At 52.8% G+C, this 18269-nt stretch carries 15 protein-coding genes and 1 pseudogene; 1 reads left to right on the top strand and 15 read right to left on the bottom strand.

Translation table 11 applies throughout. The annotated features are described in order from the left end of the window. Window positions 1–120: 120 nt before the first annotated feature. Together AC3RCL_RS28135 and AC3RCL_RS28140 are read right to left on the bottom strand one after the other, a co-directional pair. Entirely contained in the window at window positions 121–1344 is a 1224-nt protein-coding gene (locus tag AC3RCL_RS28135; RefSeq protein WP_277747083.1) for an MFS transporter, read from the bottom strand. A gap of 61 nt (window positions 1345–1405) precedes the next feature. Then, entirely contained in the window at window positions 1406–2479 is a 1074-nt protein-coding gene (locus AC3RCL_RS28140) for an ATP-binding protein (RefSeq protein ID WP_492533256.1), read from the bottom strand. Between the two features lie 307 nt (window positions 2480–2786). On the opposite strand from AC3RCL_RS28140, the gene AC3RCL_RS28145 reads away from it, so the two are divergent. After that, the gene (locus AC3RCL_RS28145) at window positions 2787–3407 is read left to right on the top strand and encodes a hypothetical protein (RefSeq protein WP_009590113.1); all 621 of its coding nucleotides are present in this window, start codon (window positions 2787–2789) and stop codon (window positions 3405–3407) included. Window positions 3408–3614: 207 nt separating this feature from the next. Here the strand turns inward: AC3RCL_RS28145 and AC3RCL_RS28150 are convergent, their stop codons facing one another. The 13 genes and pseudogenes from AC3RCL_RS28150 to AC3RCL_RS28210 all read right to left on the bottom strand — a co-directional run bounded on the left by AC3RCL_RS28150 (window position 3615) and on the right by AC3RCL_RS28210 (window position 18252). Next, complete coding sequence (locus tag AC3RCL_RS28150; protein WP_015737540.1) at window positions 3615–4265, bottom strand: YqaA family protein; 651 nt, start codon at window positions 4263–4265, stop codon at window positions 3615–3617. Window positions 4266–4526: 261 nt separating this feature from the next. Continuing rightward, on the bottom strand, window positions 4527–5339 hold the full coding sequence (pdxK, locus tag AC3RCL_RS28155; RefSeq protein WP_492533259.1) for a pyridoxine/pyridoxal/pyridoxamine kinase: 813 nt from the start codon (window positions 5337–5339) through the stop codon (window positions 4527–4529). A gap of 815 nt (window positions 5340–6154) precedes the next feature. Next, on the bottom strand, window positions 6155–6901 hold the full coding sequence (gene map, locus AC3RCL_RS28160; RefSeq protein ID WP_015737542.1) for a type I methionyl aminopeptidase: 747 nt from the start codon (window positions 6899–6901) through the stop codon (window positions 6155–6157). A gap of 530 nt (window positions 6902–7431) precedes the next feature. Continuing rightward, window positions 7432–8212: pseudogene (locus AC3RCL_RS28165) on the bottom strand (TerC family protein). A 300-nt stretch (window positions 8213–8512) separates the two neighbouring features. Beyond that, a complete protein-coding gene (locus AC3RCL_RS28170; RefSeq protein WP_036663796.1) occupies window positions 8513–9148 on the bottom strand; it encodes a hypothetical protein in 636 nt (211 codons plus the stop codon). A 155-nt stretch (window positions 9149–9303) separates the two neighbouring features. After that, window positions 9304–9870 (bottom strand): class I SAM-dependent methyltransferase, encoded by a 567-nt coding sequence (locus AC3RCL_RS28175; RefSeq protein ID WP_036663793.1) that lies wholly within the window; start codon window positions 9868–9870, stop codon window positions 9304–9306. A 317-nt stretch (window positions 9871–10187) separates the two neighbouring features. Further along, window positions 10188–11585: a (Fe-S)-binding protein gene (locus AC3RCL_RS28180; protein ID WP_036663791.1), complete on the bottom strand. Its 1398-nt coding sequence runs from the start codon at window positions 11583–11585 to the stop codon at window positions 10188–10190. Between the two features lie 16 nt (window positions 11586–11601). Continuing rightward, on the bottom strand, window positions 11602–13077 hold the full coding sequence (locus tag AC3RCL_RS28185; RefSeq protein ID WP_036663789.1) for an FAD-linked oxidase C-terminal domain-containing protein: 1476 nt from the start codon (window positions 13075–13077) through the stop codon (window positions 11602–11604). 129 nt (window positions 13078–13206) lie between these two features. Further along, the gene (locus AC3RCL_RS28190) at window positions 13207–14397 is read right to left on the bottom strand and encodes an anhydro-N-acetylmuramic acid kinase (protein WP_036663786.1); all 1191 of its coding nucleotides are present in this window, start codon (window positions 14395–14397) and stop codon (window positions 13207–13209) included. 3 nt (window positions 14398–14400) lie between these two features. Next, window positions 14401–15579 (bottom strand): DUF1343 domain-containing protein, encoded by a 1179-nt coding sequence (locus tag AC3RCL_RS28195; protein ID WP_036663784.1) that lies wholly within the window; start codon window positions 15577–15579, stop codon window positions 14401–14403. Beyond that, a complete protein-coding gene (locus tag AC3RCL_RS28200; RefSeq protein WP_036663782.1) occupies window positions 15576–16271 on the bottom strand; it encodes a hypothetical protein in 696 nt (231 codons plus the stop codon). The genes AC3RCL_RS28195 and AC3RCL_RS28200 overlap by 4 nt, the downstream gene beginning before the upstream one ends. Window positions 16272–16297: 26 nt before the next feature. Next, window positions 16298–17404, bottom strand: a complete 1107-nt coding sequence (locus AC3RCL_RS28205) for an ABC transporter ATP-binding protein (RefSeq protein ID WP_009590136.1) — start codon at window positions 17402–17404, stop codon at window positions 16298–16300. 14 nt (window positions 17405–17418) lie between these two features. Further along, on the bottom strand, window positions 17419–18252 hold the full coding sequence (locus tag AC3RCL_RS28210; RefSeq protein WP_009590118.1) for a carbohydrate ABC transporter permease: 834 nt from the start codon (window positions 18250–18252) through the stop codon (window positions 17419–17421). Between the last annotated feature and the right edge of the window lie 17 nt (window positions 18253–18269).

Here is an 18269-nt window from a genome sequence, read left to right on the forward strand (position 1 = left end):
TAAGGGTGGATCCAAAGTCATTGAACCTTGGGATCCACCCTTTTTTAGTCATATTAGAAAGCATGAATTTCGAAGCCTATCGCCCTTCCTGTAAATCAAGCCATAAAGCACGGGCCTGCTTTAGTCTGCAAGCTCCAGGCCTTTCGTTTCCTTGCCAAGCACCAGTACCCCCAGCGCCCCGATCAGGATGGTTACGAAAAACATCACGAAAATGATTTCGATGCGGGTACCATTCTGCTTCAGCACCCCGACGAGCAGCGGCGCGATCACGCCGCCGATCCGACCGAACGATGTGGCAAGCCCGACCCCCGTTGAACGAACCTTCGTCGGATAAAGCTCCGGACTGTACGCATACAAGCCTCCCCAGGCTCCCAGATTGAAGAAGGACAAGGATATGCCTGCGGCGAGCAGCGAGCCTTCCGTATTGGCGTAGCCAAACCAAATTGCGCTCAGCGCTGTGAGCACCAAATAAGTAACCAGCACGAATTTACGTCCGAACTTCTCGATAAAATACGCCGCCGTAAAATACCCCGGCAATTGGGCAAGCGTCATAATCAGCACGTACTGGAAGCTTCGAACCAAGCTGAATCCTTTATCGACCATGACGGTGGGAAGCCACAGGAACATCCCGTAATATGAAAATACGACCGTAAACCACAAAATCCACAGCATAATGCTCGTACGCCGATGTTCGACCGACCAGACCGAGGCCACACGCTGCCCGAAGGTCAGCTTCCGGACGGCCTTGGCCTTCTGCTCGAGATACCTTGGCGAATCCTCGATGGCTCGCCGCAGGTAGAGAGCATAGAACGCGGGCAAAGCCCCGATGACAAAGGCTGTCCGCCAGCCGTAATCCGGAATGACGAAGTAAGCAATAAGCGCGGATAGTATCCAGCCTGCAGCCCAAAAGCTTTCCAGCAGCACCACTGCTCTTCCCCGTTCATGAACGGGCATGCTTTCGGATACCAGCGTTGAAGCTACCGGAAGCTCTCCGCCAAGTCCGAAGCCGGCGATAAAGCGCATCAAGCACAGCATGACAAAACCGGTAGCCAGAGCGGAAAGCCCGCTCGCTATCGAGAATATGAGCAGTGTCCACAGCAGAATATTTTTCCGTCCATATTTATCCGCCAGAAATCCGGCCATGGCCGCGCCGAATACCATTCCGATCGATGTGGTGCTTGTCAGAATGCCGACCTGCTGCGAGCTTAGCGACCATTCCGCTGCCAATGCCGCAACAACAAACGAAATCATGCCGACATCCATCGCATCAAACATCCAGCTGGCACCCGCGCTGAACAGCAGCTTGCGCCGTTTGGGCTCTTTTAACAATTGCATGTTGCCCATATTAACCGCCCCCTCTCCTATATCTTTCTATAATGTAGAGCGAACCATACGTCCGGTCAAGCTAGATTATGCTCAGCGGCAACATGACCGTTATGGTCGTTCCCTCCTGAAGCTTGCTGGTCACATACACCTGCCCCCTGTGATCCTCGATCATTTTTTTGCTGATCATGAACCCTAAGCCGTTGCCCTTCTCCTTCGTTGTGAAGAACGGTTCCCCGAGACGGGAAAGGATCGATTCCGGGATTCCGCATCCGTTATCCGTGAAATGAATGGCCACGGTATGGTCGTCGCCTCTCTCCAGCCGTATGGTCAACTTGCCGCCGTCCGGCATCGATTCCACCGCATTTTTTATAAAGTTGATGAAGACCTGCTTCAGATGATTCACGTCACCGTCCACATTGGCCTCTTGCTCTCCAAAATCGGTTATGATCTCTACGTTATGTATAATCGCCTGCGTATTTAATAACGTAATCACTTGTTCCAGCAGCTGCCGGATATCGGCACGCTCGAATTTCACGCTTTGCGGCTTCGCCAAGAACAGAAGCTCACTGACGATCAGTTCGATCCTTTCAATCTCCGAAGAGATAATATCGAAATATTCATCCTTCCGTCCGGCGCCGGAGCGAATCAGCTGCACGAACCCTTTGATGGACGTCATCGGATTACGGATTTCATGGGCGATTCCTGCGGCAAGCTGCCCGGCCATGGACAGTTTGTCGGACTGGATCAGCCGCTTCTCTTCCTGATCGGCCGCTCTCTTCATGTCGGTGATATCCGTCAAATGCGCTACATAGCCCAGTGCCCTTCCCTCTCTGCTGCGGGCTGTGCTAAGCCTGCACGATACCCACCTGATATCTCCCTGTTTATGTATTAATCTCTTTTCCATTTGCAAGGAAGAGATCCGGCCCGTTTTAAATTTTTCCATCATTTCCCTGTCCTTATTTACGTCCTCCGGATAAACCCAATCGTTATAGGGATGATGCAGACATTCTTCCTCCTCATATCCGAGCATTGTGCAAGCCGCCGGATTGATTCGGATAATGCTCCCCTCTGAATCGATGAATACCGTTCCTATCGGCGCAACTTCTATCGCCTGAACCATAAAATCATAGCTGAGACATTCACTATTCATCATCGTTTGGAGATCCTCCTGTCTTTCATTGTTCAAATCGGTTTTACCTAATTTCTAGATATGGGATTGCTTCTCCTTTAGCCTATATGGAATATAAATAAAACCAACTAAAGGATAATTCGGACATGAAGCGAATATATTGGATATGAGGTTTCTAATATTTGGTGTCTATCCCAGCGCTATTCTAGTGAAATTGAGAGAAAATGGTTTTTTTTGACTTGAACGCCATGGCTTTTTCGTTTATTGTGAAAGAAAGCAAGTCATTTACAATTGCTAGTCGTTAGGATCGTTAACAAAGGAGTTTGCGAGTATGTACACGGAACAAGATATTTGGATTGTGCTTACAGGCACGGGCACCTGGTTCAGCAGAATGATCCAATATTTCACGAAGGCCCCACTTAACCATGCATCCATTGCGTTTGATTCCGAGTTACGCGAAGTGTACAGCTTTGGGCGAAAGAAGGCGAACAATCCGTTTGACGGCGGTTTGGTTCGCGAGAACCTGCGTGACCCTTTCTTCTACACTTCGGAGTGCGCGGTATATCGCTTCCGCGTCAGTAATGAAGACTATCAACGCATGCACAATCTTGTCAAAGAGATGATGCGTGATCAGGACCGCTACAAATATAATCTGCTAGGGCTGCTGGGTATATTGTTTCGGATTCATATCGATCGTGATGATGCTTTTTTCTGCTCCCACTTTGTCGCGACGGTGCTGGAGCAAGCAGGCCTGCGGCCTGTGAACAAGCCTTGTCATCTTGTAACGCCGGAAGATTTCTCCCACTCCCCCCAGTTGAATGAAGTCTATCGCGGGCCTCTCCATGGTTATCTTGCTCAAGACATGCCAGCCCCGCTTTCCCCGTCGCCGACGTTTGTTCCTGTGACCACGAAAGGCCGAGGCAAGTTCTTCAGAATCGGAAAAACGGGTTAATACCGAGAATATGTAGCTATGATATAAATATGTTTCTCTGATACCTTGGAAAAAAGCAGCCGGGCTCGCACCCGGCTGCTTTTTTTAAATAAGTTTTTTGGGGTCCCCGCAAAGTATTTGGAATAAGCATCGAAGCATAGGCTCCACTTTGTGGGGTTATTTTATATGTTCCTCGCGGGGGTTAACCCCCGGCGTCATTCTCTAGCGTTAGGCCGATGGAGTCTGATCCGACGCCTGCTCCAGAACCGCCTTCTCCACCACGACAGGACCGGATTCAGCCAGCTTTTGCTGCTCCATTTTCTTGCGCTTGCGTTTGCGGTTGAAGTACACGCCGATCAACAGAAGCGGAACGGCGATCAGCGCAATATATAACGATACATCCTTAACCATGCCCTCCGCGGCGTTACCGTACAGATAGAACAGGGTACCCACCACATAAAACTTGGTAGCCCGGCCAAGCGCGGCATATGCCAACAGTCTCCATAGCGGGAATTTCAAACATCCCGACAGAATCGTAAACACTTTAAAGGGAACCGGCGTAAAGGAGCCGATCAGTATGGCGGCTTCTCCGTTTTTTTGAAACATGTTCGTTGCAGCGTCAATCCACTCTTTTTTCAGTATCTTGTATAATACCGACTTCCCAAGCAGCTTTCCGATCAAATAGCCCAGCGGCGTCCCCAGTAAGCATCCGATAAAACCATACGTTGCCAGCCACAGTGCATTCTGCGGATGCATGATGCTAAGCGAAACCTGCAGAAAAAAGGCGGGAACCGGAAAAATGACAGCATCCGCAAACGAATGAATAAACAATCCCCATGGACCAAACTTCATCAAAAAATCCAAAATGTCCTGAAACATGTCTCAACCCCTAAACATTTTCTTCCTGTTTCTATCAGACCCTTTATAAAGTATAGCACATAATTATACTGGAAAGGACCTAAGCCGCTTGATCCCTGCCGAAAAAACGCGCAGAACGAAGCATGCCTTTGCACCTATATACTATATGCAGCAGGTTCGACTAACAACAAAAAAACCTTTCTTCTAGGAAGAAAGGTTGTCGGTCGCTCCTCGCAAGCCGAATTTCAAACATGAATAAGCTTGCAAAGAAATGCATCTTGTTTAATTTGCAGATAAACTGCGGTGTGCGGAATGCCTTGTCGGACCTACGAATTCATTCAGCGGAAAGCCGTTCGAAATCGCCTGGGTAATGAAGGCTTTGGCTTGCTGTACCGACTCGCGAACGCTCAAGCCCTTGGCAAGATTGGCCGTGATGGAAGCGGATGACGTGCAGCCCGCACCGTGGGTGTATTGGGTAACGATGGCGTCGGCCTCGAACCATTCGAAGCTGTTTCCGTCATAGAGCAGATCCATGGCTTTGCCTTCGCGGATCTTCCCTCTGTCTTTAATCAGCACGTTCTTTGCGCCGCGCTCGTGAATGATGGCGGCAGCCTCCTGCATTTGATCCAGGGACGTGATCGGACCGGATTTGGCCAGCTGAGACGCCTCGAACAGATTTGGCGTTACCAAATCGGCGCGCGGGAGAAGGAATTCCAGCATCGCTTCCGTATTTTCGGGCTGCAGCACTTCATCCGTGCCTTTGCAGACCATCACCGGATCGATGACGATCCGTTTCAGATCATAGCGGTCGATATACTGGGAAACGAGCTCGATGATCTCTACGGATCCGAGCATGCCGGTCTTCATGGCATCGATGCCGATGCCCTCGAGCACGGTTTTCAGCTGCGTTTCAACGATATCCAATGCCACCGGGAAAACCTGGTGATCCCATGTTTTTGGTTCCATGCAGACAATCGTGGTCAGTGCGGTCATTCCGTATACGTCAAATTCCTGAAAGGTTTTCAGATCGGCCTGGATGCCAGCGCCGCCGCTTGTATCCGAGCCGGCTACGGTTAATGCTTTTCGTATCGTCATGTTCCATGTTCCCTTCGCTTGTAAAATGATTACTCTATTATAAGAAAAACTGGGATTGACGTCTATTCGCAGATGTCGAATCCTTCTTTAGCGGTTGTTTTTCTTGCGAGATCAAGTCGGTTGAGCTTCGATGCCTTCTCTTCCTGATCTCTAAAGAAAAACTGGGATTGACGTCTATTCGCTGATGTCGAATCCTTCATGGTAACGCATCACTCCGCCTGCGGATTATTCTTCCGATCGCTGTTGCCCCCAAATTTCCTTTGAACCACGATATCAATCGTTGAAATCCGGGGGCAAAGGCGACCACTTCCGTTTCTACAGAACAATTCCGCCTGCTTCGTTGGAGTTTATCTTTATAAACCTTAAAGACTAAACCTTAAAGACAAATTCAATTTAGCATGTTTCGCTGATGTCGAAATTTGCTTGATCACGCATCACTCCGCCTGCGGATTCTTCCGATCGCTGTTGCCCCCAGATTCCTTTGAACCACGATATCTATCGTTGGAATTCGGGGGCAAAGGCGAACGCTTCGCTTCTACAGAACAATTCCGCCTGCTCCGTTGGAGTCTTTTTTGTAAACCCTTAAAGAGACCAATTCAATTTGACGTTGATTCGCAGATGTCGAATTCTGCATGATATAGCACCACTCCGCCTGCGGATTGTTCTTCCGATCGCTGTTGCCCCCAAATTTCCTTTGAAGCACGATATCTATCGTTGAAATCCGGGGGCAAAGGCGACCACTTCCGTTTCTACAGAACAATTCCGCCTGCTTCGTTGGAGTCCTTTGCCCAGGGCTCACACTATAAAGTCGCCACTTATTGTTCCGTCAGGATCACGGGGCCATCCTTCGTGATGGCGAGCGTGTGCTCATACTGGGCGGACCATTTCCCGTCAACGGTTCTGGCGGTCCATCCGTCCGAATCGATCTTGCATTGATATGTTCCCAGGTTCAGCATCGGTTCGATGGTGATGACCATGCCCTCTTTAAGCCGAGTCCCGCGGTTGGGTGGCCCGTAATGCGGTACCTGCGGTTCCTCATGCATATTTTCGCCGATGGCGTGCCCCACGAAGTGACGGACAACCGATAAATTCTGTGCTTCCGCATAGGATTGAATCGCATGGGAAATATCGCCGATCCGGTTGCCGATCACCGCTTGCTCAATTCCGAGGTACAGAGCTTTCTTCGTCACGTCCAGCAGATGCTGCGCTTCCTCGGAGACGTTTCCGACCGGATAGGACCAAGCCGAGTCCGCGAGCCAACCATCATACTTCACCACCATATCAATGGTAACGATATCCCCGTCCTTCAGCGGCTCATGGCTCGGAAAACCATGGCAGATCACGTCATTGACCGATGCGCAGGTCGCAAAAGGATAACCATGATACCCCTTCTGCTCCGGCGTCGCGCCGCGCTCCGCCAGGAACCGTTCGACAAACTGATCAATCTCCAGCGTCGTTACGCCCGGCTTGATCATGTTGGCGATCTGACGGTGGCATTCGGCGAGAATATCGCCGGCTTTATTCATTTTGGCGATTTGTTCTTGTGTTTTGAGGATTATCAATCCTGCTCACTCCTTTTCATGGCTGCTCTCCTACTCAAATCAAAAAGCCTTAGCTGACCGAAGGAGCTTCAGGACAGGCATCTGCGTCCTCCTCACTCCCCGGCCAATAAGGCTGATTCACAATCACAAGGTGTATCTGTTTTCTTGTCTTGGTTCCAAAAAAAGAAAAGCTGATAGCGCCCCACATGATCTTATTCTACTCTTAAGCCAAGGTAACCTCAATGATTTCCGTTAGGAATTTCTGCCTTTCGGTCAAATGCGGACAGGTACGGATGCCGCGGCATAACCGTTTTGCATTCTCGGAGGCATCTTTAACTCGGCGGTAACCCAGAAAGTCATATGACTCTCAATGACCATGAACAAAATCAGGGCGGGCAGCATTTTATCCAATTTTAAGCTTCATTTATCCAATGACAATCGTTTCTCCTCATATCTATATATTAAAGGTTGCGCAGAAACGATAATTTTACACGCGAGATCACGATTCCTTTCTTTTTCCTATGTTCATTATATCAAAAGGGGCCGTTGCTTTAGCTTTCCACTTGTTTCCGTTCCTTCTGGGTCATATCGCTCTTCTCCTTGGATAAGAACCAGCCGAGGACCGCGATCAGGATCAATACGCCCCAGAATATGAGCTTCCAGCCGGCGCTCTTGGGAAACGTCTTCTCTAATACAGCGATATCCGGGTGCGCGAGCGTATAGACGGCCAGCTTGATTCCATCCCACGATCAGGAATGCAGCCGTTTCCAAGCCGGGCCTTCTTACGAGCAGCCTGCCGAAATACGATGCCGCGAACCGCATGATCACCAAGCCGATAATTCCGCCTGCCAGGATAACCAGGAATTGTCCGCCGTCCATGCCTCCGATATTCGGAAGGCCGGTTTCGGGCAGCGTCAAGGCGAGGGCTACGGCAGCCAAAATCGCATCGACCGCAAACGCAATATCCGCAAGCTCTACCTTTAACACGGTAACCCAGAATTTTTCTTGCTTCATTTCCGCTTCCTTCAGATGTTTCTTCTTCTTCACAAAGAACTGCTTCACCATATGATTGATACTGATATACAGCAGGTAGAAGGCTCCAATCGCCTGTACGTACCAGACATCCGCCAGAAAAGAGATAATGAAGAGGGATGCGAAACGGAACACAAACGCACCGGCCAATCCGTAAAATAACGCCTTCTTCCTCTTGTCCTCCGGCAAATGTTTAACCATGATGGACATCACCAGGGCATTATCGGCTGCGAGAATCCCCTCGAGTCCAATCAACACCAGCAGCACCCACCCATATTCGAGCAACAGTCCCATTTCCAAACGCAATCTCTCCTTCATGTATAGGATGATCCGATTTACGTTTCAAAGGCGTATAAAACAAAAAACCTTTATCCCGAAAATCGGCGATAAAGGTATCTACCCAGAAATAGGCTGTAGGAATAAGCACCTTTACCGAATCGGCAAAGGTCTCGCAAACAACTTTCGTTGCCAACAAAGCCGGAGACACGTACGTGTCACGAATTGACGACTTTGCTGCGACTGCTACTCCCCTTTACTTGAATACATGAATTATAGCATGGCCGTTTACCCACCGCCAATAGACTTTCAAAAATTTTACATTCACTTTACATTTCTTTTTTTCTTCCTCCAAAAATAGAGCCATAGTCCAGCTGCCATCAGCACTGCGACAACCCCCCACAGGAAAGGCCACTGCATAAATGTCTGATCTGCAGCCTCACCTTCACTTGGAAGCATTCCCTCAGCAAGCGTATCAGACCCCGTTTCGCCCGGTGGAGGCGCAGCTTTCGGAGGATATCCGGCCCCTAGCTCGGATAGCTCCTTGCCGGCGGCGGTGAGCGGCTTCGTTCCGTCACAAAGCCCCGTTGTCAGCCGGCCCGACTCTGCGGACGCGAACACCAGATATTCGCTGCCTACGGCAAACTGGTCATAACCGCAGCTGGCCGATGACATGGCCGTGGTAAGCTCCGTTACGGGGTTCAGCTCGCCTTTCCATATTTCCGTTACCTCTAACGTAACATGAACCGGATCAGCCGAGGACATGACCTGCTTCCGCGGCGGGCCCGCGATCTGAGTCACCTTGCCTGCGAATATCGCTGCGCTCCGTTCCAGGCTTTCCGCAACCTCAGGCGGTCCGGCACATGAGCAAGCAAATACGTCGGATGGTTGTATCGTATACAGGCTGACGAGCAAGAGCAAACAGCTAAGCATGATCATAACCTTGGATTTTCTCATCATGGGTCACCTCAATCCTTAGACGGCCCTTCCCCCTAAAATGTTCCAACTCTATCCATAAATGCGCCGATCCACTCCAAAAATGAGGGAGGGATAACGGCGCATTTCGGCTGCCGATCTAAGGAAGCACCCCCGCAAGAAGCTGCCAACGTCATGAACTACTTGCTGGCGATGATCAGGTAGTGACGATTCGTGGGATACCGGATTCCGTCAACCTGCAGCCCTGCTTGCTCCAACATAGCCTTTAGCACCTGCGGGTCAACCCGGTTCGGCCTCGGAACCCGCTTCTCGGACGGGTCTTCCTGCCATTCCAGACACAAGCAGCGCCCGCCTGGCCGTAACACTCTTGCGATTTGGGAGATCGACTCCTCCAGCTGGTCGGTGATGTGAAGGATCAAGGACGCGATGACTCGATCAACGGTTTCATCCTGGAAAGGAAGCTGTTCCAACACGCCTTCCATCACCTTCACATTCGTGATTCCTTGTTCCTGTGCACGCCCGCGCATCATGTCGAGCATGGCTGGCTCGGTATCCAGCGCGTAAACGGTGCCTGTCGTTAATGAGGCTGCCGGTATGGAAAAATAGCCGGTGCCCGCCCCGATATCCAGCACATCCACCTCGCCATTCACCTGAAGCATCTTAAGCAGCGAAGAAGCCGGCAGCTCTTTTTTCCTTTCCGGACTTTCCAATCGCTCGATGAGTGACGGATCAAAACTCTCTTTCATGTTATCGCTCTCCTCCTCGATGAATCGCATTTCATGGCATGTTGCAATATATATTTGTATCAAATGTGAAAAGGAATTCTCCCTGTGGGTCTACCATACCTTTGATTGGGAACGATGTAAACCGGTTCGTTGGTCTATAACGATTACCGCCGATCCCCTTCCGCTTGGCATGCCTTAGACAGCCTCTTGATTCTACGCGAACTGTACGAAAGAACCATGCAAGAGATTGGAATAGGATCTGCGGCCATAATAAGGAGATGAACCAGAAAAGGGCATTTCCCTGATCATGATGACCATGGAAATGCCCCGATTGTTCGTTACTCGCCCTTATCCTCAATCCATACCTGCCCTGCCAGAAAATCGGCAAGATGAACGGCCTCGATGCCGCGTTGTTTCCCGGCACGCTCGATGCCCCACTTCATCTGCAGCAGGCAGCCCGGATTCGAGGTCACGATTACCTCGGCCTCTGTTGCCTCCACATGCTCCATCTTATGATCGAGCAGCGTTGTCGACATTTCCGTCTGGGTCAGATTGTAAATGCCTGCAGACCCGCAGCATACCTCTGCCCCCTGAAGCTCGCACATGTCTACGCCCGGAAGCTGCTGCATCAGCTGGCGAGGCTCTCCTTGCACCCGCATGACGTTGCGCAGATGGCAAGAATCCTGGTAGGTGACCTTGACGGTCTTATTCGCGCTTTCCGCTTGAATCGGCGTAAGCGGCCGTCCCGGGCTGCTCAGCAGCTCCGAGATGTCCTTTACCTGTTCTGCGAAACGAACGGCCGATTGCTGAAGCCGCTCATCCTGTTCGGCATGCATCAGATGATCGTATTCCTTCAGCAGGGCGCCGCAGCCCCCCGCATTGCTTGCAATGTAATCCACGTTCGCTTCCCCAAAAGCCCATATATTCTGGCCGGCCAGCTGTTTGGCATCGTCCATTTCACCGGCATGGGCATGCAGCGCACCGCAGCATACCTGCTCCTCCGGAATGACAATCTCGAACCCGGCCTGACGCAGCAGCCGCACGGTGTTCACGTTCGTAGAAGCAAACATGACATCCATAATGCAGCCCCGGAACATGCCGACCCGGCCGACCTTGGCCCCGGACGCGGGGATCACCATAAGCTTGGAACCGCTCCCTGTCGTCTCGCGGCGGTAGGGCAAGCCGGCCTTGCCCCACAGTTCTTCCAGACCATCGCCCGTTACGTCAGGCAGCGCCTTTTCCAGCTGCTGGAGATGGTCGGGAAACAGCTTCATGGCCCCGGAGCTGCGCGCAAACTTCTGCAGCCCGGATTTCTGATAGAACGAAAGCGTCTTGCCGATCAGCTTCAGTCTTCCGCGATGCGGGAAAATCCCTTGCAGGAACGTCTTGCGGACGACTCGTACCGGCAGCGAATAAGGCTTCTCCGCCGCAATGGCCGCCCGGGTCTGCTCGATCAATTGGCCGTATTTCACGTCGGACGGACATGCCGGCTCGCATGCCCTGCACCCCAGACAGAGATCCATTTGGCTCCGAAAGCTCTCATCCGGTTCCATCAAACCATCAACAACCGCTTTCATGAGGGCGATCCGCCCGCGTGGGGAGGCAGCCTCGAGCCCAGTTTCGATGAATGTCGGACATGCGGTCTGACAGAACCCACAGCGCATACAGTTCGTCAATTGATCCTCGTCCAGCGTCAGCTTCAGCGATTGTGCAAGCTTCTCATGGGTTGAATTCATGCGCGATCGCCTCCTCTCACGATGTTTCGATCTTCCGATCCTGATCCTGATCCGAAGCTGAGTCCCGCCCTGCTTGCTCCGTCCGCTCCTGGAATACGATGCGCTTTCGGGTTTCCGCAAACAGCTTGCCCGGATTCATGATCTGGTGCGGGTCGATTGCATCCTTGATGGATTTCATCATCCGGATGCCGGCTTCCCCCACCTTCCATTCCAGGTAAGGCGCCTTCACGATACCGACGCCATGCTCGCCGGTAATCGTGCCGCCCATGGCAATCGCCGCCTCAAAGATTTCGGCGAATGCCTCTTCCACGCGATGAATTTCTTCCGGGTCGCGGGCATCCGTCATCGCGGTCGGATGCAGATTGCCGTCCCCGGCATGGCCAAACGTGCAGATTTGCACATCGTATTTCTGGGCAATGCGCTGAACTTCAAGCACCATGTCCGCAATCTTCGAACGCGGAACCGTTGCGTCCTCCAAGATCGTGGTCGGCCGCAGACGGGACAGCGCAGCGAGCGCGCTCCGTCTCGCCTCCATCACCTTCGCCCCTTCTTCCGGGGTCTTGGCGATATTCAGCTGCACCGCGCCGGAAGCAAGACATATCTCCTCCAGCTTCTTCAGATCCCGCTCCACATCCTCCACGCTGCCGTCCTGCTCGATCGCCAGCATCGCTTTGGCGTGAACCGGGAGCCCGATTTTGGCAAAATCCTCAACCACCTGAAGAGTCGGCTGATCCATGAACTCCAAGGTGCACGGGAATATATGATTGGCTATAATGTTGGATACCGTTCGAGCCGCCGCTTGAAGGTCATCATATACGGCGACCATGGCCTTTCTGTATGAAGGCTTCGGAATTAGCTTCACCGTGGCTTCCGTCAGTATGGCTAACGTTCCGCCCGATCCCACCAATAATCGGGTCAAATCATACCCGGCGGCATCCTTCACCAGCTTGCCGCCCGTGCGCAGGATACTGCCGTCCGGCAATACGGCCTCCAGGCCGAGTACGTAATCCTTGGTCGTTCCATACTTCAATCCGCGCAGCCCGCCGGCTCCCAAGGCAATATTGCCGCCCATCGTGCAGATGATCATGCTGCTCGGATCCGGAGGATAGAACAGCCCCGTCCGCTCGACCGCCAGATGAAACTGCTTTGTATTCAGACCCGTCTGGAAGGTCGCGGTTAGATTATCCGCATCGATCTCCAGCAGCTTGTTCATACGGGTCATGACCACGATCAGACCGCCCTGAAGCGGAATGGTGCCGCCGCACAGATTGCTGCCCGCTCCCCGCGTAATAACGGGTATCCGGTGCTTCGAGCAAATTTTGACGATGTCGGAGACCTCCTGCGTGCTTCCAGGAAAGATAACTCCGTCCGGCATCGCTTGATACAGCGGCGTAGCATCATAACTGTATGAGACGAGACTTTCCGGATCATCCTTGAACCACTTCCCGCCAACCACGGCGGCCAGCTGCTCGCGAATGACAGTTTCCAGCATGTTGTTTCTCCCCCTCCCCTATACGGGTTTGACTACTAAGATAATCCCTTTACTTACCACCAAATCGCTGCCTAACATTATCTATGTGCCATCGCCTGGCACTTCCGTTTGCTGGCTTTAGTGAATGGTCTATGGCAGTGCCAGCTTCCCCATAACGGTCGGCTTGCGCGCACCGGTTGCCACTGGCAAATGGTTAGGAACGCCGAGCATGAAATCATTGCCCAGCAGCGCAAAAATCACGGCTTCCTTGGCATCGTCATCGAAGCCCAGCGCCTTGGAGGTCATGACCTTCTGCTCCGGCAGCAGCTCCCCTAACATCGAGAGCAGCGTCTTGTTATGGGCCCCTCCACCGGTTACGATCACCTCATCCATTCTGTGGTGAGGAAACACATAGTTCACATAGCTATCGGCAATGGAATGTGCGGTAAACGCCGTTGCCGTGGCCATCGTATCCTCATCCGAGAGGCTCCTGAGCCTGGCTTGCTCCAGAAACGAAACCGCGTAATTGTGGCCAAACAATTCCCTGCCCGTTGATTTCGGCGGCTCTGCTTGAAAATAGGGATGCGCCAGCATCTCCCTTAACAAATCCTGATCCGGGTTGCCTCGGGCAGCCCATTGTCCGCTGTCGTCATACGAAAGCTGCCCTCCGGATAGCATATGAGCTATTGCATCCATGATCATATTGCCGGGTCCGGTATCAAAGGCCAGCACATCCGAAGGATCCGCCCCTGCGGGCAGCGCCGTACAATTGCCGATCCCGCCGATGTTCTGCAGCAGCCTCCCCCGCTCCGGATGCCGAAACAGGATCAAGTCTCCGTAAGGCGCAAACGGCGCCCCTTGGCCCCCAACCGCCATATCCGCGGGCCGGAAGTCTCCTACCGTAAGTTTGCCGGTGCGCTTGGCGATAACGGAAATATCGCCGATCTGCAAAGTCGAAGCGACGGAATACGGATCCCCTTGCTCCGGTACGGGCTGATGCCAAATCGTTTGTCCATGGGAGCTTACCAAATCCACTTCATCTATGCGCATGCCGGCATCGGCAACCGCTTCCAGGACTGCGGCTCCAAACTGATACCCCAAGTATGCATTCATGCTGCAGACAGCAGCGCTGTTCGAATTCTCCTCACTGCACAAATCGCGCAGCCGCTGACGGAGCTCCGGTTCGTAAGGCTTGCTATAGTAATGCAGCAGTTCAACCGATGCATCGAAGCCGCTTCCCTGTATGCCGACGATGGCCGCATCAATGCCGTCCAGCGAAGTACCGGACATCAGGCCGACCACAATGGCCGGCCTGCCCTCCTTCCATGGCGAGAACATCATATTTTACGCCTCCCCGTACAGCAGATACGGAGCCCGCATCGTTCTCCACTGCTCCGCGTCCTTGCCCCACTCCGCAACCAGACGCTGGAGTCCGGCTTCTTCGTGGATGTGCCGGCGGACATCCTCGCTTCCCGTCAGCAAATCAATGAAGTACCGGCTTCGTCCTTCCGGCGGGCTAAGCCACTGGAACTGATCCGGGTACATCCGGCTGACAAGATGCAGCAGCACAAGCCCTGTGCGCACAGCCTCTACTTCTGCCGGATGGGTCACAAACAGCATGACCCCGCCGCAGCCTTCGCCCTGATGCTTCGAGAAGGTAGGGGTCATATACATGGAATGGGCATGGACGCCGGGCAGTCCGTATGCGTTGAACGCCTGGGCCAGCTCCTCCCCGTTGACCCATGGAGCGCCGATCCATTCAAACGGCCGGGTCGTCCCCCGACCTTCCGAAAGATTGGTCCCTTCGAAGAAACAGGTCCCGCTGTACAGCCGCACCGTATCCATCGTGGGAATGTTCGGCGAAGGCAACACCCACGGCAAGCCCGTGTCGGTATATTCCATGCCGCGCGTCCAGCCTTCCAGCCCAATGACATCCAGATCGCAGCCGGTTCCCCGCATGTCATTGGCCATGCGCGCGAATTCGCCGATGGTCATCCCGGTGTTAATCGGAATGTGCCATCCGCCCACCATGGATTCATATCCCGGCTTAAGGAAACCTCCTTCGCAGCGCTCGCCGCCCAGCGGATTCGGTCGATCCAGGACAAGCAGGCTCTTGCCATGTTCGGCGCATGCCTCCATAACATACAGCAGCGTCGTCATATACGTATAAAAGCGCACGCCAAGATCTTGAATGTCGAAGATGACCGTGTCCACGTTCTTCAGCATGTCAGCATCCGGCTTGCGCCGCGAACCGTACAGACTGTACACCGGCACGCCGAATACCGGATCCACTTCGTCATCCACGTGCTTGCCTGCCTGCAGCTGGCCGCGCAGTCCGTGCTCACAGGCGAACAAAGCCGTCAGTTCCGACTCTGGCAAGCCTGCAACCACCTCGATAGATGAACGAAAATCCGACGTGAGCCCCGTCGGATTCGTAATGACGCCAAGGCGACGACCCGTGATTTTCTCGTGCTTGATGCCCGACAGCACATCAATGCCGCTTCGCACATTGACTTTTATCATATGCTCACACCTCTCGCTTCGGAGGCTACCACACCGTCTTCCGCCGGCTTGGCCTCTTCCGGATTCAGTACATTATACGTAACCTTATGCTGGTATATGGCCCACATGCCGTTAAATAAGAATCCAAAGCCAACAACTGTGACGAGCAGCGGAATGGCGACGCAGAAGGCTTGGAAGCACGCGCCCAGCGTATAGGCCGGAAACTTCAAGAACAGCTTGACGCTGTGCGCCATGGCCTTGAAGATCCCCATCCCTTCCTGAAGGACAAGCTGAAAGGTGTAGAATTGGGAGATGAGCGCCATGATGACAAAATAGGTTTGGAACACGCCGATCGCAAGATAACCGATTCCCTCTTTGCCCCCGTAATACCACCAGGTGGACCACAAAATCAGCGCCATCACCACGAAGAAGAAGCCCATGACTACGGCAGGTCCGAGTCCCTTGATCGCGCCTTGGAACACATCTTTAAGCCTCGACTTTCCTCTCTCCGTCTTGCGGTGATACGCATAGCAAACCCCATAGAAGAGCGGCATGTACAGGACCGGCAGCAGCAGCAGCGCTACCATCAGCGGCACGAACATGACCACCGTCACGAGCACCAGCGAGGTAATCATGCTGTATAAGGCCACCGCCGTAATCTCACGGTAAATCTCAACCCCGGTCTTCTTCAACACATCATTCAGCTTGCGCATAGCTTTCCTCTCCTCTTCGTCGTTGTTTACCAATCGATACGCTGCTCCGTCTCAGGATCGAAGAAATGCACTTTATCGAAATTGAAAATGAAGGTTTTGTCCATGCCCGGATAACCCGTCGTTTCCGGATGAACCTTCGCGGTCACGGTCCGGTTGCCTACGCGGAAGTACACCAGATTCTCCGAGCCGAGATGTTCAACGACCTGAACCTTCGTGGAATACTTGTAATTCAGATTGGTTGTGCCTGGCATATCCTCGCCGGTAATATGCTCGGGGCGAATCCCCAGAATCAGATGCCTGTTGTCGTATTTGCTTAGGGCACCTGCCATCGAATCCGGAATGGTGAATGTCCCGCCTTCCATCCGGAGAACATTTCCTTCCTTCTGCACGTCGATGAAGTTCATTGGCGGGGATCCGATAAAGCCGGCTACGAACATATTCTGCGGATTCGCATACAGCTCGGTCGGTGAGGCGATCTGCTGGATAATGCCGTTATTCATTACAACGATACGCTCACCGAGGGTCATCGCTTCAACCTGATCATGCGTGACGTATACGATGGTAGCTTCCAGGCGCTTGTGCAGCTCGGACAGCTCTACCCGCATTTGCACGCGAAGCTTCGCATCCAGGTTCGACAGCGGCTCGTCAAACAGGAACACCTGCGGGTCGCGCACGATCGCCCGCCCTACCGCAACACGCTGACGCTGTCCGCCGGACAGCTCGCGCGGCTTCCGGTCGATCATCGACTCCAGGCCGAGTATGGAGGCTGCCTGCGATACCTTTTGCTCGATGTAAGCCTTGGGCTTCTTCAGGTTCTTCAAACCGAAGGAGAGGTTCTCGCGGATCGTCATATGCGGATACAGCGCATAATCCTGGAACACCATGGCGATGTCGCGGTCTTTCGGATGCAGATTGTTGACCACCCGGTCGCCGATGATGATGTCGCCGGACGTTTGACGTTCAAGCCCCGCAATCATGCGCAGCGAGGTGGTTTTGCCGCAGCCGGACGGACCGACGAATACCACGAACTCTTTATCATTGATCACAAAGTCCGACCCCGCTACAGCGGTAAACGTCCCTTTGTTGTCGTCTACAAATTCTTTTCGTATATTTCGGAATTCTACGCGTGCCATAACTTTGCCTCCTTCTAGCCTTTAACGGCTCCAATGGTGATGCCTTGCAGGAAATAGCGCTGAAGCGAGAAGAACAGGATCATCATCGGCAGTGCCGCGACGGTTGCTCCAGCCATAAGTGCGCCGAAATCGGTCGTGTCCGCATAGACAAAGGAAGCAAGACCGACCTGAATCGTCCTCATTTCCGTCGAGTTGGTCACGAGGAAGGGCCAGAAGAAATCATTCCATGATGCAACGAACGTGAATATCGCAAGCACGGCAAGACCCGGCTTCGCCATCGGAAGAATGACCTTCCAGAAGATGCCGAATTCGCCGCAAGCGTCGATGCGCGCCGCATGTATCAAAGAGGTAGGCAGCGATGACATGTACTGCTTCATCAAGAAAATGTTGCCCACGCTTACGATTCCGGGAAGAAGAATCGCCGTGTATGTATTCCCGAGATCAAATACGTCGATCATCAAAATGTAAAGCGGAATCAGCGTCACCTGCGCCGGGATCATCATCGTGCTGAGCAAAATCCAGAATACCGCTTTGTTCCCCGGAAACTTCAGCTTCGCAAAAGCATACCCTGCGAGCGAAGCCAGGAATACGTTGGTCACCGTTAGGATGGATGAGATCAATAAGGAGTTAAAGAGCCACCTCATGACGTCGGTTTTGCCAAAAAAACGCTCGTACGGGGCTACGGAGAATACCTCCGGTATCATTTTCGGGATAAACGATGCCGCTGACTTGGTGTCCTGCACAGAGCCGATCAGCATCCAGTACATCGGAATGATCGTCAGAACGCTCCATACCACCAGGATGACCGAGGCCACAATCAGCATGATCACTTTTGATCTTGATTTCATAGGTGCACCCCCTTAGC

This window comes from Paenibacillus sp. MT86, from assembly GCF_058792535.1.

Coding starts and splice junctions, on each gene's coding strand:
- AC3RCL_RS28140 (WP_492533256.1), bottom strand. CDS start 2,479: ATGATGAATAGTGAATGTCTCAGCTATGATTTTATGGTTCAGGCGATA.
- AC3RCL_RS28205 (WP_009590136.1), bottom strand. CDS start 17,404: ATGGCACGCGTAGAATTCCGAAATATACGAAAAGAATTTGTAGACGAC.
- AC3RCL_RS28180 (WP_036663791.1), bottom strand. CDS start 11,585: ATGAATTCAACCCATGAGAAGCTTGCACAATCGCTGAAGCTGACGCTG.
- AC3RCL_RS28175 (WP_036663793.1), bottom strand. CDS start 9,870: ATGAAAGAGAGTTTTGATCCGTCACTCATCGAGCGATTGGAAAGTCCG.
- AC3RCL_RS28150 (WP_015737540.1), bottom strand. CDS start 4,265: ATGTTTCAGGACATTTTGGATTTTTTGATGAAGTTTGGTCCATGGGGA.
- AC3RCL_RS28145 (WP_009590113.1), top strand. CDS start 2,787: ATGTACACGGAACAAGATATTTGGATTGTGCTTACAGGCACGGGCACC.
- AC3RCL_RS28170 (WP_036663796.1), bottom strand. CDS start 9,148: ATGATGAGAAAATCCAAGGTTATGATCATGCTTAGCTGTTTGCTCTTG.
- AC3RCL_RS28135 (WP_277747083.1), bottom strand. CDS start 1,344: ATGGGCAACATGCAATTGTTAAAAGAGCCCAAACGGCGCAAGCTGCTG.
- AC3RCL_RS28210 (WP_009590118.1), bottom strand. CDS start 18,252: ATGAAATCAAGATCAAAAGTGATCATGCTGATTGTGGCCTCGGTCATC.
- pdxK (WP_492533259.1), bottom strand. CDS start 5,339: ATGACGATACGAAAAGCATTAACCGTAGCCGGCTCGGATACAAGCGGC.
- AC3RCL_RS28185 (WP_036663789.1), bottom strand. CDS start 13,077: ATGCTGGAAACTGTCATTCGCGAGCAGCTGGCCGCCGTGGTTGGCGGG.
- AC3RCL_RS28190 (WP_036663786.1), bottom strand. CDS start 14,397: ATGATGTTCTCGCCATGGAAGGAGGGCAGGCCGGCCATTGTGGTCGGC.
- AC3RCL_RS28200 (WP_036663782.1), bottom strand. CDS start 16,271: ATGCGCAAGCTGAATGATGTGTTGAAGAAGACCGGGGTTGAGATTTAC.
- AC3RCL_RS28195 (WP_036663784.1), bottom strand. CDS start 15,579: ATGATAAAAGTCAATGTGCGAAGCGGCATTGATGTGCTGTCGGGCATC.